The organism is Vibrio caribbeanicus ATCC BAA-2122, assembly GCF_000165125.1.
Classification (GTDB): domain Bacteria; phylum Pseudomonadota; class Gammaproteobacteria; order Enterobacterales; family Vibrionaceae; genus Vibrio; species Vibrio caribbeanicus.
In genome coordinates this window covers 1-16,509 of sequence record NZ_AEIU01000089.1, presented here as the reverse complement: position 1 = coordinate 16,509, position 16,509 = coordinate 1, and the positions used below count along the sequence as shown (strand labels likewise).

Annotated in this window: 18 protein-coding genes; 9 read left to right on the top strand and 9 right to left on the bottom strand. The window is 42.6% G+C overall.

Annotated features, from left to right (window positions below):
* Entirely contained in the window at positions 1-801 is an 801-nt protein-coding gene (locus tag RH40_RS14740; RefSeq protein ID WP_009602406.1) for an alpha/beta fold hydrolase, read from the top strand.
* Between the two features lie 103 nt (positions 802-904).
* The gene (locus tag RH40_RS14735) at positions 905-1,732 is read left to right on the top strand and encodes a Cof-type HAD-IIB family hydrolase (RefSeq protein ID WP_009602405.1); all 828 of its coding nucleotides are present in this window, start codon (positions 905-907) and stop codon (positions 1,730-1,732) included.
* Positions 1,733-1,782: 50 nt separating this feature from the next.
* Here RH40_RS14735 and RH40_RS14730 read toward each other — a convergent pair whose 3' ends face one another.
* The gene (locus RH40_RS14730) at positions 1,783-2,238 is read right to left on the bottom strand and encodes an EVE domain-containing protein (RefSeq protein WP_009602404.1); all 456 of its coding nucleotides are present in this window, start codon (positions 2,236-2,238) and stop codon (positions 1,783-1,785) included.
* Between the two features lie 38 nt (positions 2,239-2,276).
* On the opposite strand from RH40_RS14730, the gene RH40_RS14725 reads away from it, so the two are divergent.
* Entirely contained in the window at positions 2,277-3,548 is a 1,272-nt protein-coding gene (locus RH40_RS14725; protein ID WP_009602403.1) for a COG3650 family protein, read from the top strand.
* Entirely contained in the window at positions 3,545-4,159 is a 615-nt protein-coding gene (locus tag RH40_RS14720; protein WP_009602402.1) for a tRNA-uridine aminocarboxypropyltransferase, read from the top strand. Before RH40_RS14725 ends, RH40_RS14720 begins: the two co-directional genes overlap by 4 nt.
* On the opposite strand, the gene yigB is transcribed toward RH40_RS14720, so the two are convergent.
* From yigB to lptM, 6 genes are read right to left on the bottom strand one after another with little or no spacing between them, the layout of a single operon-like run.
* On the bottom strand, positions 4,156-4,878 hold the full coding sequence (gene yigB / locus RH40_RS14715) for a 5-amino-6-(5-phospho-D-ribitylamino)uracil phosphatase YigB (RefSeq protein WP_009602401.1): 723 nt from the start codon (positions 4,876-4,878) through the stop codon (positions 4,156-4,158). The genes RH40_RS14720 and yigB overlap by 4 nt on opposite strands.
* Entirely contained in the window at positions 4,875-5,807 is a 933-nt protein-coding gene (gene xerC / locus RH40_RS14710) for a tyrosine recombinase XerC (RefSeq protein ID WP_009602400.1), read from the bottom strand. Before xerC ends, yigB begins: the two co-directional genes overlap by 4 nt.
* Positions 5,779-6,480, bottom strand: coding sequence for a DUF484 family protein (locus tag RH40_RS14705; RefSeq protein ID WP_009602399.1), 702 nt, complete (start codon positions 6,478-6,480; stop codon positions 5,779-5,781). The genes xerC and RH40_RS14705 overlap by 29 nt, the downstream gene beginning before the upstream one ends.
* A gap of 20 nt (positions 6,481-6,500) precedes the next feature.
* Positions 6,501-7,331 (bottom strand): diaminopimelate epimerase, encoded by an 831-nt coding sequence (gene dapF, locus RH40_RS14700; protein WP_009602398.1) that lies wholly within the window; start codon positions 7,329-7,331, stop codon positions 6,501-6,503.
* 10 nt (positions 7,332-7,341) lie between these two features.
* Entirely contained in the window at positions 7,342-8,595 is a 1,254-nt protein-coding gene (gene lysA, locus RH40_RS14695) for a diaminopimelate decarboxylase (RefSeq protein ID WP_009602397.1), read from the bottom strand.
* A 31-nt stretch (positions 8,596-8,626) separates the two neighbouring features.
* A complete protein-coding gene (gene lptM / locus RH40_RS21325; RefSeq protein WP_422636333.1) occupies positions 8,627-8,746 on the bottom strand; it encodes an LPS translocon maturation chaperone LptM in 120 nt (39 codons plus the stop codon).
* A 75-nt stretch (positions 8,747-8,821) separates the two neighbouring features.
* On the opposite strand from lptM, the gene cyaY reads away from it, so the two are divergent.
* On the top strand, positions 8,822-9,136 hold the full coding sequence (gene cyaY / locus RH40_RS14685) for an iron donor protein CyaY (protein ID WP_009602395.1): 315 nt from the start codon (positions 8,822-8,824) through the stop codon (positions 9,134-9,136).
* 38 nt (positions 9,137-9,174) lie between these two features.
* Here cyaY and RH40_RS14680 read toward each other — a convergent pair whose 3' ends face one another.
* On the bottom strand, positions 9,175-11,718 hold the full coding sequence (locus RH40_RS14680) for a class I adenylate cyclase (RefSeq protein WP_009602394.1): 2,544 nt from the start codon (positions 11,716-11,718) through the stop codon (positions 9,175-9,177).
* A gap of 332 nt (positions 11,719-12,050) precedes the next feature.
* Between RH40_RS14680 and hemC the strand changes: the two genes are divergently transcribed.
* The 4 genes from hemC to RH40_RS14660 are packed head-to-tail and all read left to right on the top strand — an operon-like array spanning position 12,051 to position 16,095.
* Positions 12,051-12,989 carry a hydroxymethylbilane synthase gene (gene hemC, locus RH40_RS14675; RefSeq protein ID WP_009602393.1) on the top strand — a complete coding sequence of 313 codons (939 nt, stop codon included), beginning with the start codon at positions 12,051-12,053 and terminating at the stop codon, positions 12,987-12,989.
* Between the two features lie 6 nt (positions 12,990-12,995).
* A complete protein-coding gene (locus RH40_RS14670) occupies positions 12,996-13,736 on the top strand; it encodes a uroporphyrinogen-III synthase (RefSeq protein WP_009602392.1) in 741 nt (246 codons plus the stop codon).
* Between the two features lie 2 nt (positions 13,737-13,738).
* Positions 13,739-14,908 carry a uroporphyrinogen-III C-methyltransferase gene (locus RH40_RS14665; RefSeq protein ID WP_174260326.1) on the top strand — a complete coding sequence of 390 codons (1,170 nt, stop codon included), beginning with the start codon at positions 13,739-13,741 and terminating at the stop codon, positions 14,906-14,908.
* Positions 14,908-16,095 carry a heme biosynthesis HemY N-terminal domain-containing protein gene (locus RH40_RS14660; protein ID WP_009602390.1) on the top strand — a complete coding sequence of 396 codons (1,188 nt, stop codon included), beginning with the start codon at positions 14,908-14,910 and terminating at the stop codon, positions 16,093-16,095. Before RH40_RS14665 ends, RH40_RS14660 begins: the two co-directional genes overlap by 1 nt.
* A gap of 227 nt (positions 16,096-16,322) precedes the next feature.
* Here RH40_RS14660 and RH40_RS20990 read toward each other — a convergent pair.
* The coding region (locus tag RH40_RS20990) for a hypothetical protein (RefSeq protein ID WP_206536094.1) at positions 16,323-16,509 on the bottom strand (187 nt) is incomplete at its 5' end.

Sequence of the window (16,509 nt, the reverse complement as noted above, 5' to 3'; positions counted from 1 at the left end):
ATTAATGGGCGCATTGAATGTTGTGCTAAATATCAAGAGCTCTTTTATGACTTATTTCAATTGGGTTACGATATCTATTCTTATGATCACCGTGGTCAAGGCTGGTCTGAGTCTCTAGTCAATAACCACACCATTGGCCATATTAATGAATTTGATGATTATGTGAAAGATCTTGATTGTTTGTTGAAAGAGTTCGACTTGTCAAAGTACAACAAGTGTTATGCTTTAGGCCACTCAATGGGCGGCAATATCATCACTCGTTATGTACAAACTCATTCGCACCCCTTTCAATCAATCGCTCTGACTGCACCCATGTTTGGGATCAACTTACCTTGGTATTTAAAGCCTATCGCTTCATCTCTCGGCCAGCTCCTAACCGCACTCCACCCCAAACCGACTCTAGCACCAGGACAAACTTATTATGTATCAAAAGCATTTGAACAGAACCGTTTGAGCCACAGCAAGATTCGCTATCATTGGTTTCGTAATCTGTATGAAAAACATCCTGAGTTTCAAGTTGGGGGTGTAAGTACCCGTTGGATATGGCAAGCACTCGTCGCTTGTAAACAATGTTATTTAATGACGAGGCAGGTACAAGTTCCCTTACTGGTATTACAAGCGAGTGAAGACGAGATTGTTGATAACCAATCACAGGTGAAATTTCTCAAAAAGCTGGCTAAAACAAGTAGAGTTTGTGCCTTTAAAATTATCTATGGTGCCAAGCATGAACTTCTATTTGAGCAAGATCAGTTTCGAAATCAAACTCTGGACAGCTTACTCACTTTTTTTGAGCAAAGTTAAAACGGGAAAAACTCAGCATTAAGGTTTACCCTCTTTTTCCCCTTTCTTATGCGGTAGACTGGCTTTAATCCGGTTAATAGATGTTGTAGAGGTATAGAATCATATGACCGAAGTCCCTAAGCAAGAGAAATTTCGTATTGTTGCCTCTGACCTAGATGGTACTTTACTTGATACTAACCACCAACTGAGTGAGTTTTCCAAAGAAACGTTATCAGCTTTGCACCAAGCAGGTTTTACTTTTGTATTTGCAACTGGCCGCCATCATGTTGACGTCTCTGGTATCCGACAGAGTGTGGGTATTCCGGCATACATGATTACTTCCAATGGCGCTCGCGTTCACGACCAAAACGATCAAGTTATGTTCAGCAAAAATGTACCTTGTGAGTATGTTCAACCTGTGATCGATATGATCAGTTCGGATCAACAAATTTTTATTCATTTATATCAGGATGATAAGTGGCTCGTCGATAAGGAAGATCAACAACTAGCAAAGTTCCATAATCAGTCTGGTTTTAGTTACACTCACTTCGACCCTTTGCGTGCACCGACAGAAAGTATTGCCAAAATTTTCGTTACTCATCCACAGCACGATCATGACCATCTCGTTATTTTAGAGGACAAGCTACGTCACCAATTTGGGCATGTACTTACCATTGAGTTTTCAACACCTTGGTGCTTAGAAATAATGGCAGCCAACGTATCAAAAGGCAGAGCTCTTGAGGCTGTTGCAAAATCACTCAACCTTGAACTTGATAACTGTATTGCATTTGGCGACGGCATGAATGATGTCGAGATGCTCAAAATGGCTGGAAAAGGGCTTGTAATGGCCACATCACATTACAAAGTCAAAGCAGCACTGCCAAACAACGAGGTGATAGGCAGCAACGCCGACCATGCAGTTGCGCAATACCTCAAAGACAACCTACTGTAACTTCGGGTCAATTAGGATAAATATCGACTATCTTAATTGACCAACAAGACTTAACTTTCTTTATCCAGAATCGCCATCCACTCACTTTCAGACACAGGCATAACAGACAGTCGACTGCCTTTTTTAACCAGCGGCATTGCACTCAATTCTGGCATAGATTTCATTACCGACAACGGAATTAGACGATGAGTTTTGCGTACAAATTCCACATCTACCATAAACCAACGCGGCTTATCTGGCGTTGATTTAGGATCAAAATAGGGACTGTCTGCGTCATGGGCAAAATAGTCTGGGTAAGATTCTTTAACCACACGAGCGACACCAGCCACACCAACATTTTTACAGGAAGAATGATAGATAAGGACTAAATCCCCAAGCTTGACTTCATCACGTAATAAATTGCGTGCCTGATAGTTCCGAACCCCCTCCCAACATGAAACTTTTTGCGCCTTTAAGGTGTCAATAGAAAAACTGTCTGGTTCGGTTTTGAATAACCAATATGCCATAGTACAATCCGCGTAATTCTGAATAGGAAAGATATAGCATGAAGGCTCTAAGAAACCCAGCGGCTTTGATTACTTTACTTGCACTACAAGCCTGCTCAATGATGCCTTGGACTGACGATTCTGCTCACGAAGAGACAAACACAGCTAGCTTGAATAATCCAACAAGTATACAACCACAAACCTTTAGCCTACGAGGCCAGATTGTCGATGGGCATGAAGTGAGCACATTTACGCCTTGTGGTAGCAATAAACAATATTGGTTGGACTTGGCCAAAGTAAGCCGATCAGAAAATGAAAAATTAAAGCAATCTATCTCTTTTCCTTACCAGCCTGTTGAAGTGAAATTAAGCGGCTATTTACAACTAAGCAGCCCTGCGGACGGCTTTGCCGCAAATTACGATGCCATTTTTAAAGCAGAATCCCTTAATATCGTCACACCCAATCCAACCTCATGTTCTCCCGCAGTCACAGCGGAAGACTCGAACTGGTTGGGCTTATACCAAGCCAGATCTAAAACCAATACTAATTTCCAAGTGTCGCTTGAGTTATTTGCGGATCACAGTGCCGTCACTACTTATCAGTACAGCGACGGACAACCTAACTCTATAGAGAGAGGTTTTTGGCAAAGGCTCAATCATTCACAAATTCAAGTCATGATGACCCATCACCAAAATCAGCCTTTAGTGTCCGAGCGGCTATTTTCTAGAACAGGGACAACACTAAAAGCAACTCACGAAAAAGTGGGTAATATGGTCTACGAGATGGCACAAGGCGGTCTGATACTTTTTAAAGTGGATCAAGCCTTAAATAAGGAAAAACCCGTTACAATGAGCGGTAATCCACAGCGGATCAACTCAAGCGCGAAGTTTGATTCAAGAGTGGATAAAGCCTTACGCCAGTATTTATCCGAACAAAATATCGATGCAGCTGGAACACGCTATCGCTGGCTGACCTACGATCTTAATCACGACGGAAAAAATGAGTTGCTAGTTCAGTTAGACTGGTGTGGTTCTGGCGGTTGTACCCTGCTGATTTTCGAGAATGGACAAAAAACATGGCAGTTTAATAGCAAAGTCACCTTGGTTAATACTCCCATTAATCTTGGTTCTGAGCGTCACCAGCAGTGGCAAGACTTGGTCTTATTCGTCAGTGGCGGTGGTGCGATACCAAACCAGCATACTCTGAGATTTAATGGTTCAGAATACCCACTAAACCCAAGTTTAGCCCCGATTGCTGACTACGATAAGATAAGCCCAATACAATTATTTGCCGATGGCCTCACACCGCATCAAGAAGGCATTACCTTGTGAAAGCTTCACATCCCCAACCATGCCCAGATTGCAAACTGCGCTATCAGTGTGTCTGCCAGTATTTGCCCAGTACATCAGCAGAGATCAATATAGCGCTCGTCATTCATCAAAATGAACTCGGGCGAGACACTAACACAGGCCACTGGTTAGGCAAAAGTTTTATCAATGCCACAACTCACTTGTGGCAACGAACCTCACCGTGTCCAGAACTCGTTGATTTGATTGAAACTGGTGACTTCGAAGTTTATCTACTCTTCCCAAAGCCAAGCAGTATGAATATTGAAATGCTTCAGGCAAGACAAAACCACAACAGTAAAAAGCCTTTATTTATCATTCTCGATGGTACTTGGCAGGAGGTAAGAAAAATGCTGCGTCAAACAGCCTGGTTAAATAACTTACCAGCAATCACGCTAACCCCTTCCAACAACTCGGTTTATCACTTACGTAGAAATCAAGCCAAAGGAAACCTTTGTACGTTAGAGGTAGGGTGTCAATTACTCACTGAACTTGGATATAACGAAGATGCGACACAACTGCTGGACTTTCTCAACCATTACACCTTGGCTTTTAAGGCAGACAAGAGTGGCCACTCTTTGAAAACAAATCATTAATTATAATTCAGATCAAGCAATTGATTTAGTTGTGAAATTTCAACATCAGGCAAAAGTCGTGCTTTGATTGATTGATAGCTATCTTGCGAGCCGTTGTTATACCAACACGCCTGGAATCCACTTTGTTTTGCGCCCAGTACGTCGGAGTTGAGATGGTCCCCCACATGCAAGATATTTTGATGGGGAACACCCAAAAACTGCTGAGCTTTTTGGAACATATCACTTTCAGGTTTCGCAAAGCCATCAGGACCTGCTTTCAACACTAACGAAAAATAACCAGCCAGACCAATCTGTTCAAGGTTCACATTACCATTGGTAATGGCTATCAAGGGTAATTTTTTACTCAATTCCGTCAGAACGTAATGAGATTCTCTCGGAACACAAACATCACTGCGCCATTTCAAAACCCAACCTATAGCCTCCTCAGCAGCTAATCTAGCTTGGTCTTGATCATAGCCCAGTCGGTATAACCCTTCTTCAATCACCTTAAAACGCCATAGCGTAACATCATGCAGCAACCAAGGGTCATTATTGGCGAGATCACGCTTTATCGCTTGCCACCACAATGTCGATTGGCCTGCCGTAATGGGATGATACTTATTTAGCCAAGAGGACAATTTCACCTCGAGTTGACGAATAACAGGAGCGTTATCGTACAAAGTATCATCTAAGTCGAACGTCAGTGCCTTCATGGGAGCCAAGCGACGAAAAAACTTCATTCTTTTCTGCCTTTTTTTCGCGCTCTGGGGTGAGCTTGGTCATAAACCTCAGCAAGATGCTGAAAGTCAAGATGGGTATAGATTTGTGTCGTTGAAATATTTTCATGGCCCAGCAATTCCTGAACGGCACGAAGATTTTGACTCGACTCAAGCATATGTGTGGCGAATGAGTGCCTCAGCTTATGTGGGCTAATATGACTCGAAACCGCTTGTTTTTGGCCCCACTCAGCCATGCGCTTTTGTACACTTCGATGGGAAATTCGCCCCCCTAATTTTGAGACAAACAATGCAGATTCATTAGGGTCTGACAACTGGCCACGTACCCTCAACCATTTTTCAACCCAAATCACCGCTTGTCCGGCAAAGGGAACTTTACGTTCTTTTTCACCTTTACCAACAACTCTTAACTCGCCTCGGCTAGTGCGAATATCTTTTAAATCCACATTAACCAGTTCAGCCAAGCGAAGACCTGCACCATACATCAATTCCATTATTGCACGGTCGCGCACTGCAAGTGGATCGTCTTCATCCACCTCCAGTAACTGATTCACTTCATCAACATCGAGATTTTTGGGTAAAGGCCGCTTCTTCCTCGGAGCAGACACCCCTTTGGCAGGGTTAGCAGCAATTTCACCTCGTAGGATTAAAAAGTCAAAAAACGCACGCAGTGATGATAATCGGGTAGCCAAACTACTCGCTTTCATACCATCACGCATTCCTTTACTGGCAAGTTGTCTTACCCAAGCCGCATCGACACTAGACCAATCTTCAATACCCAACTGCACCAATTGAAAGGCCATCGTCTCAAGTTGCTGCTTATAATTTCGCTGAGTATGCAAGCTTAAACCTTTTTCAGCACGCAAGTACTCATAGAAATTGACCAAAGGGTCTTGAAGACGGCTAGGAAGAGGGACTAATGATTCTGTCATGATTATCACTCTGCCATGGTAATGTATCGATGAGATTAGAAAGGGTCAGTGCTAAATGGCGCAAAAAAAGAGTATCCATACTGGGCTCAAAGTGACCACCATCTTGGCTTGAAAAGATCAACACGCCTTGTAGCGTTGTTCTATGTAGAGGTATCACCGCATACGAACCTAACTCAGGATACACATCAGATTCACTGAGCAAGAGTTCCCGATCAACTTTCCTCAGACGCCCTAAGTAAGTCCCCTTTCCGTTAAGATGTCTAATTGCAAACCTTTGATAATTCTCATTCAATAAGTTGGGCTTTTGCTCACTGTTAATCAATCTGACGTACGCGTGTAGCTCGAGTGATGAAGCCATTTCTTCAATCGATCTAATAACGGAAGATAAATTATCACACTGTAAAATTTTCTCTTGAAGTGACATAAAAGCATGGAAAGTTCGATCGTTACTCTTTGCCAACGACATTAACGCTGAAATTTCTTCCTCAAGTTCATCAATACGTTGACGCTGCCGACTCAGTTGCATGTGAACAAGAGAAACCGTCCCTTGATGTCGCTGAGATAAATCTAGCTTATCTAATAAATATGAGTGCTGAGTAAAAAAATCAGGATGCTCCGTTAAATAATCAACAACGGCCTGATCCGAAAGTACCTCTATTGTATTGTGTGCCAAATCGTTTCCTTATTTTCTGCTTAGCATGTCAGTTGTCCGTCAAAGACATGAGAGGCTGGCCCTGTCATATAGAGTGGCTCACCATCACCCTGCCACGCAATTTTAAGCGTACCACCGGGCAGATGTACCGTGACGTTCTCATCCAATAGACCTTGCGCAATACCGACTGCAACGGCCGCGCAAGCCCCTGTACCACATGCTTGAGTCTCACCAGCCCCACGCTCATAAACACGTAATTTGATTTCACTGCGGCTCAGCACTTTCATGAAACCAGCATTAACGCGCTCTGGAAAACGTTCATGAGACTCGAGCACCGGGCCAATTTCATCGATAAGCGCATCACTTAATTCTTCAACTACAGTGACCACATGAGGATTACCGAGACTCACAGCACCACAAAACAAGGTTTTATCTTGTGCCCTTAAAATATAGGTTTTTTCTCGCTGTTTCGCCTTGAATGGTATCTTTGATGGTTCAAATTCAGGGACTCCCATGTTAACGGTAACCTGGTCATCATCCCCTATATTGAGAATTATCTTACCCTTTTTGGTGCTAACACTTATTCTGTATTTATTGGTTAACCCTTTCATACGAACAAAGCGAGCGAAGCATCGTGCGCCATTGCCACATTGCTCAACTTCACCACCATCCGAATTGAAAATTCGGTAATGAAAATCTGTTTCTGGATCGTATGGAGCTTCAACAATAAGTAGCTGGTCAAAACCAATACCAGTATTACGATCCGCCAATCTACGAATCAAATCAGGAGAAAAAAAGACATTTTGCGTAATGCAGTCAACAACGACAAAGTCATTACCCAAACCGTGCATCTTAGAAAAATGGAAATGCATAAAGCTTCAATCACTCCGGAATTATGTGTTCAAGAGCCCACAAACTCTCCAGCTCTTCTCTCTGTCGTACGAGGTGCGTTTTATGGCCATCAACCATTACTTCAGCCGAACGAACGCGTGTGTTGTAATTAGAGGCCATAACAAAACCATACGCACCCGAGGAACGTACTGCAAGCAGGTCGCCTTCTCGTAAAACAAGCTCTCGATCTTTGCCTAGAAAGTCCCCCGTTTCACAAATGGGACCGACTAAGTCGTAAGTCTGCGTCTCCCCTTTACGTGGTACAACTGGTACAATTTCTTGCCATGCTTGGTAGAGGGCAGGACGCATCAGATCATTCATCGCTGCGTCGATAATTGCAAAGTTTTTATGTTCGGTGTGTTTCAGAAACTCAACACGCGTCAATAAAATACCTGCATTTGCAGCGATTGCTCGACCAGGCTCAAAAATCAGTTCTAACTCTTTATGACCATCTAAACGCGCCAATAGGGCTTTGGCATAATCAGAAGGTTGTGGGGGTAATTCATCGCGATAGACAACACCTAAACCTCCACCTACATCGAGATGGCGTATATTTATACCTTGGGTCTTTAAATCATCAATGAGTTTTAAAAGCCGATCAGTAGCATCAATAAACGGTTCAATCTCTGTCAACTGAGAGCCGATATGACAGTCAATACCTTTAATGCTTAAGTGGGGTAGACTTTGTGCAAAATCATACACAGTTGACGCACGCTCAAAAGCAATACCAAACTTATTATCTCTTAGACCAGTGGAGATATAAGGATGGGTTTTTGCATCGACATCTGGATTTATGCGCAATGATATCGGGGCAACAACACCAAGTTCACCAGCGACTTGGTTCAAGCGTTCTAGCTCAGGCTCAGATTCAACATTAAAGCACTTGATGCCAAGTTCCAGAGCCCTCTTCATCTCAGCACGGGTTTTTCCTACTCCTGAAAATACAACTTTCTTAGGGTCACCACCCGCAGCAATAACGCGCTCTAATTCTCCACCGGATACAATATCAAACCCAGAGCCCAGACGCGCAAGCGTATTAAGCACTCCTAAGTTAGAGTTAGCTTTAACCGCATAACAAACCAAATGTGGGTGATCCCCCACTGCACTGTCAAACGCATTCCAATGACGCTCTAATGTCGCTCTAGAGTATACATAAAGTGGGGTACCATATTGTTCAGCAAGAGTAGTTAATGCCACATCCTCAGCCCAGAGCTGGCCATCACTTTGGTAATTAAAATAGTCCACAGTTCATTCCCTTATATTTTTAATACTTTAGTTATTGTGAGGTCTGCTCATTTTTTTGAGCATCATCCGGCATATAAAGTGGACCAGTTTGGCCACAACCAACCAAACCAACGACTGAGAGGATAAATAGGGTAAAGAGTAATTTTTTCATCGTTTGAATCGTGATTATTATGTCAATGCCCTCTATAATCGCACCACAATCAAGAAAAGCAATAGGACAGGCAAGATGAACGATACTGAATTTCATCAGTTAGTAGATAATCAGATGCAAATGATTGAAGAATCGATAGATAATTCAGGTGCTGATATTGACTATGAAATGTCTGGCAATGTGATGACTCTCGAATTCGCTGACCGTAGCCAGATTATAATTAATCGCCAAGAGCCCATGCACGAAATATGGCTTGCATCGAAATCTGGCGGATTCCATTTCAGACTTATACAAGACAAGTGGATTTGCTCTAAAACGGGCGTTGAATTATTTGAGATGGTTAAAGAAGAATGTGAAAAACACGCCAGTGAAGAAATAGAGTGGCCTTAAAAATTAACACCAAGGAGCTCTGGCTCTTTGGTGGTCTCTCACGCGTTTGCAATTTTGTTGCTTCTCACGTGACTGTCATCGCCACTACTGTACGGCACAACGCAAGTTTCCCCATCTTCGCACAAAATGATTTGATAAAACTGCGGTAAATTAAAATTAATCAATGGCGTAGAGAATGTCTTTTCATCATTAACTGAGGTATAGAAACTATTAACACTGGCTACCATATCATCCTTATCACCCGTGAATTGATGATACACTTCGACACGATTAGACTCATCTAATATATACAAATTAAAGCCTTGTTCACTATCCTCAAAAAAGAACTGAATTAACCCCTCGCTAGCAAAGCCATCAACAGCTTCAGGTAAAACAACCTCTGGCAACGCAGATTTTGACTGATTATCGATACCTTTTAACGGTGCACCCTGTAATTTATTGGTTGAAATACTTCGGTAAAAATCAATTGCATTTTCAAGCATTTGAACAGAAACGCCACGCCTTTCAAAAAAGAGCCCATAGGTTTTATCGCCAATGCGTAGGGCTTTGAATCGACGTCGTTTCTCAGAATCGACAGGTTTCAAACGCAATTCAATGCACTCGGCGAGTAATTGATAAACCATATTGCGCATAACACCCCGTAAGTGCTGACTATAACAAAATACATCAATTGATTCTGGGGGCAGCGCATCCTGGTGCATTTTACCCAAAACGGTTTTTAGTGCATCGAGAATAGCAGTCTCACCTCTAAAATGGAGAGTACGGACTTCATGCCAAGAATTGCGATAGACGAGATCAACGCTGCCAACCAAACAACGGTGGCTAGTGCCAAAACTAAAAATATCGGTTTCTTTTATGTCGAGCTTTGAAAGCTTACTACTTATGGTAGCCGTAGGGTCTTGCTCAAAGTTTATAAAGATACCTAACTGACTTATCTCACAAGGGCTTGCCAAGGCTTGTAATGAGGGTCGACGTTTATTCAGAGAAAAAGTATTACGCAGATCACTCACCATTTGATAGAACTTATCAATGTCCAAGTCAGCTTTTCGCACTACAGAGTGGAGACGAGTTGATTCAGTAATCAAGCCATTAAAAAATGACCATGCCACCAATTTACTAAGGTATTCGTTGTGCTCTAAAGGAGACTGCCCAATAAGCTGATGGGCAACAAGGGGCTTTTTGTACACGTACCAACCAGGCTTATTTACCCGACCCGGCTGCACCTCAATAAAAGAAAGATCTTCCTCATGTAAATCAGGAGAAATTTGGGGATTGAGTAATGTTACTTTACCAGGCAACACTTCAAAAGCCGCGTATAGCTTACGTGCTAATATGCTGATATCTTGTGGACTTATTGCGGAGGTAATATCATTGCGTCGAGCGAACTGGATCAAATTTCGATAGCTGTGCATCAATGCATCCAACAATGCGTGATGGACGACTTTGACCTGCTCTACCTTCCAATGCCGGCGATTATCCAGCTCAGCAATGGTCGCTTCAGACCAGCCCCACTCCATCACCATATCAGCCATCGCTTGACGGCGCCAATCACTCGGAGCGAACCTTTCCTCTCGAGAAAGCTTTTCGTGGGTCTTGAGATAAAAACAACGCCTCACTAAGTCCAGACGCTCATTGTCATTCACTCGCTTGAGGTAACGTGTGACTTTTTCCAACATTACATAGTAAGGATCAGTATTAAACAGATCAGGCTCTTGGGTAAAAAAACGCCGTTTCGTATCTATGCTTAACAACTGCGTATTGGGGTACTCCCAAGAATAGGCCTCAAGTAATATTGCTTTTAAAACCGACTTATATGGAGAGTCAATACTTTTGTATAACTGCCAAAGGTTCGACCCAAAGTATTCCTCAGCGGGTATGCGATTCAGTTGGCCAAAATCAATCCATTGAGAACAATCAATACCACCTCGTTCACATAAGTTTCGAACATATTCCTCGTAGCACTCCTCCATCTCAGGAGGCACAATTTGCCACAGCAAACGCTGACCCGCCAAGCGTACTGCACTGCGGTAGAATTCATCTAGTAGAAGCAAATGCTGTGATGAGCCGCAACTTTCACCCCTTAATTGCTCAGAACATTTGGTTCGAAAGCGTTGCTCATCCATCAGAAAGAAGTTAGCTTCAACGCCTAGCTTTTGAGCCCAAGCGGTGATTGCCGCACACTTCTCCTCCAACAAAGTTCTTTTTTGCCCATCCATATGAGATGAAATACACACCCATATATCGAGATCACTGGAGCTGCTTTGTCCGACGGAGGCGGTACTCCCCATCGTATATAAACCTAATATTTCGCAGGGGTGATGAGGATTAACATCTTCAAGGTTTAAAGACTCGAACTCACTAAGGTATTTTGCTTGAATCTTATTAACACAATAATCAAAAACACCTTGGGGTGTTGCTGAGTCAACAAAACCAGGAAGGGACTGGTAATTGAAATGAAATAACGCAGGGATTAAATGGAAAACTCTTTGACTCGATAAGTCCATAAGCGTCAACGCGCGTTCTATACGCTGTTGATTAAGCCTATCAAGTCTCGTGATTAACATTTCAGTGTAAGCCTGCAAGGGCAATTTCCTTGTTTAAATTCCTATTATGGAGCTTGGCCACTAACTCATCCAATGTGTTAGTAAAACGTGATCAATCTATCACTTTTACCATCAATGGTAAAGAAATGTGAGCTATAACCAAGAAATATTTTTCTCTCCCACAACAACGAAGTAAAAAAGTTTAGCTAACCCTCTAATAGTAGCGCATTTTATAAACGAGACAAAAATCACATAATTCGTGCCATTTTTTAAAAGGTCAAATTGACGGCAAGATTGTTCCAACATGAGCTAATGCTTTTTTGTCAGACAGTGGTAGGATGGAAAGGAATTTTGTTACCAACTAAAGAACTATGATCAAAAGTACCCCAATTCGAATTGCAACGCGAAAAAGCCCTCTTGCGTTGTGGCAAGCAAACTACGTAAAAGAAGCCCTTATCAAAGCTCACCCTGGCTTACAAGTAGAGTTAATCACTATGGTGACAAAAGGCGATATCATTCTAGATACTCCTCTAGCAAAAGTGGGCGGTAAAGGCCTGTTCGTTAAGGAACTGGAAAATGCGATGCTAGAAGGAAGGGCCGATCTTGCCGTGCACTCAATGAAAGACGTCCCAGTTGATTTCCCCAAAGGACTCGGACTGGTCACTATTTGTGAGCGCGAAGACCCTCGTGATGCTTTTGTGTCCAATCACTATCAGAATATTGATGCTCTTCCTAACAATGCTATCGTTGGGACTTGCAGCCTGCGCAGACAATGCCAAATTAAAGAATATCGCCCAGACCTTATTGTGAAAGAGTTGCGGGGAAATGTGGGCACGCGACTCAATAAACTTGATGCAGGTGAATACGATGCCATCATTTTGGCTGCTGCGGGTTTAAAACGTCTTGGACTTGAATCTCGTATCGCGAGCTTCCTAGAACCAGAGCAATCTCTTCCTGCTGTCGGACAAGGCGCCGTCGGTATAGAATGCCGCCTTGATGACCAGCGTTTGATTGACCTACTCGCTCCTTTAAATGATAGAGATACCAACGATCGGGTAAAATGTGAAAGAGCCATGAACCTAACGCTTGAAGGTGGCTGTCAAGTGCCAATAGGAAGTTACTCTGTTTTAGAGGGCGAACAAATATGGCTTAGAGCACTCGTTGGAGAACCCGACGGTTCACAAATGGTACGAGGAGAAATCCGTGGTAAACGTGATGACGCAGAACAATTGGGAATTGAGCTTGCCAATCAACTCCTTGACAAAGGGGCACGTGACATCCTTAAAAGGCTTTATCATTCTGAAGAGTAAGCGACTATGGCAGTACTAGTGACAAGGCCCGGAGAACAAGGACTAGATTTATGCCGAGCCTTGTCTAACAGCGGTGTGCAAAGTTATCACTTACCTTTGATTGAAATTCAACACGAACAACGTTTAGATGGTTTGTGTGAACAAATGAAAACCGTGGATATCATACTTGCCGTTAGTCAACATGCTGTTACTGCCGTAGATAATTATTTTGAGCAACAAAAAGAACAATGGCCAGCCAAAGTTTACTTTGCTATCGGTCAAAAAACCGCACACGCATTGAGCATGGCATCACAACAAAAAGTACACTGTCCAAACATCAACGATAGTGAGCATCTGTTAGCTTTGCCTCAGTTAAATAATATTAGCAATCAAAAAGCTCTCATATTACGCGGTAATGGGGGAAGAGAGCTCATATATAAAACCCTCACACAACGCGGCGCTAGCGTTCAATACCATCAAGTCTACCGTCGTCAGAAACTGGCTTTTGATGCCGATAGACTCATACCTATTTGGGAAAAAAATAACGTTTCTCAACTGGTGGTCACAAGCAAAGAGCAACTCGAACACTTTACCTCTAAGATGACCTTAGACCAGAGAAAATGGCTATATCAACGGCACCTTTATGTACCCAGCGAACGAATTGCAAAGCTGGCATATCAACTCGGTTTTACCGCAATAACCACGACATTCGGTGCCTCTAACTCAGCATTGTTGGCTGCTCTCCAGCCAAGTCAAACAGGACAATGAAAATGGCAAATAAGAACAATGACCTCTCAAAAAATCAGGAAAAAAATTCCACCAGTGTAAAGAGTCATATGGAAAGTGAAGGAGCCGCCGATAATGATGCAAAAATAAGTGAAGATAAGCCCTCAAGAACAGCACAAAAAGCGGCCAGACCCACCACATCCAAATTAAGCACAGCTGCGATCATTCTTTCATTACTCATTGGTGGAGCTCTAATCTACAAAGTTCAACAAATGAATGACAAATATCAAAGCAAAATCGGTGAACTGCAAAAGCAACTCGCTCAATCTCAACAAGCAATAAATGCTGAATTAGCCAATACACAACAACAAACGCTCGACCAAGCAAAGCAGATTAATTTAAAAACTGAAACATCTTTAGAACAGCAGCAAAAAAGCATCAGGAGTCTGCAAGTGGAGCTCTCTGATGTCAAAGGACGACGCCCTAACGACTGGCTGCTTGCCGAAGCTGACTACTTAATTAAACTCGCTGGACGCAAATTGTTTTTTGAACATGACACCATAAGTGCCACTCGGTTAATGGAAAGTGCTGATCAGCGCATTGCAACCTTAAATGACCCAAGCTTAGATACGCTCAGAAAATCAATAGCTAAAGATATCGTCAAACTCAAAGCGACGCCCAAATTCGATAGAGAAGGCCTTGCATTAAAATTGATGGCATTGCAGCAACAAGTCGACACTCTCCCGTTAACACACTCCTTCGCATCTGATATCAAAAAAGAAGAGCGCAAGAGCGTTTCAGAAGACATCAATGACTGGAAAACAAATCTTCTTATTTCTATAAAAGATTTTTCGAAAGACTTCATCAAGGTGAGAAGTACTGAAGGTAATATCACCCCACTGCTCTCACCTCAGCAGCACTTTTATCTAACAGAAAACCTAAAGGCAAAGCTAGAAACGGCGATTCGCGCTATTTATGTCGAAGAACAAGATATTTACTCGAGGGCACTCGATATCGCTGATCAATGGACCAATACCTATTTCAACAACGACGAAATTAGTGTGCAATCGTTCCACAACGCTCTCAAACAACTGGCTGTAGAAAACATCACTGTTGAATATCCCGAGAAGCTCGAAGCACAACAACAAATCGCTGAGATCATTCAAGAGCGTTTGAGTAGGCAAGTCACCACCGTAATAGCGGAGGACAAATAATGTTAAGACTTATAGTTCTTTTCATCTTTATTGGCTTGGGGCTCTACGTGGGGACACAGTCAGCTGGTCAACAAGGATATGTCTTTATTGCGATAGCCAATACTGCCATTGAAATGAGCGTTACAACCTTACTCGTTGTCTTCATCATGCTAATCACTGGGATACTGTTGCTCAGTAAACTTATTAAAAAAGTTTGGCGCTTTAGTTCAGAAAGTTGTGAGTTTTTTGGTCGACGCAAAGTCCGGCAAGCTCGCGCGTTGACTAATGAAGGGATCATTCAATTCCTGGAAGGTAACTTTAAACTCGCTGAAAAAAATGTTACTCGCCATGTCAATCATCATGATATGCCATTATTGTGTTACCTTGTTGCTTCTGAAGCAGCAGAAAGCAGAGGAAATCACCAGGACCGCGATCACTACCTAGAACTTGCCTCACAGCAAGAAAACTCTCGTCTTGCGGTAGAAATAACCAGATCCAAACAATACATTCGCGCGCAAGACTACGATCTTGCCTACCAAACACTCGAGCCGTTATTTAAAACATTTCCTCGCAATGTCATTGTGCTCGCCTTACTTAAGCAATCCTATGTACAATTAAAAATGTGGCAACCATTACTGGATCTAGCTCCTAAACTGGTGAAAGAAAAAGTTATCACTCAGCAGGAAAAAATGGATATCGAGCAGATGGCAAGGTGTGGCTTACTTGATGATATTGCCCGTCGAAACGGCAAGGAAGGCCTGATCAACTTTTGGGACTCCCAATCAAGAGGAACGAAAAAAAACATTAAATTAATAGAACATCTTTGTAGCCTACTTATTTTTCACAAGGCAGATACCGAAGCGTTTAAGCTTATCAAAGAAAATATCAACAAATCTTCGCCATCTACCTTGTTTCGATTTATCCCTGACCTCAAGTTTTCAGATAATCAGTGCTTGTTTGATTTTCTCGAAAGTCATTTGAAGAAAGACCCTAATAATGCTGGCGCAAATAGTGCCTTAGCACGGCTTTTAATGAAGGAAAAGAACTGGGTTAATGCTCAGCAGTACCTTGAAAAGGCGCTGACTATTAGAACAGACCTCAATGATTACGGCTATCTAACCGAAGTACTTGAGCAACAGAATTTAACTCAAGCTGCTCATGAGGTTTCAAAGAAAATCCTCACGATTGTAAATAAAAACGTCGCATAGTCTAAGCCTGCTCCCATTACTCAATGGGAGCCATTTTGAACCATCACTGCTACTCGCTCTCGCATGAGCTTCGCGCTCAAAGACCTAAATATCGCGCTCGTTATCAAAGTAGTGACCCCATTCAAACCCTCTTAACTACCACAATTTACTCGTCCTATCATGGGAATATCCTAGACTGTTTTGATATCAAAAATGAAGATATTCATTAAGCAGCGAAAAAGTCTGGCTTAGTCGAAGCCAAGTATCTCAAAACTCGTTATGTCGGTTTGAGAATACACAATCAGTGAACCCGTGGGGCAGCCGTCTGCAAAAGACACGCTAAATTGGAAACAAGTACAACGTATCGTCCATGACAAACTTATTGAGGTTTCGGTTGGCCTGTTCGGCATATGAAATGAAAAAACCCTAGCATTA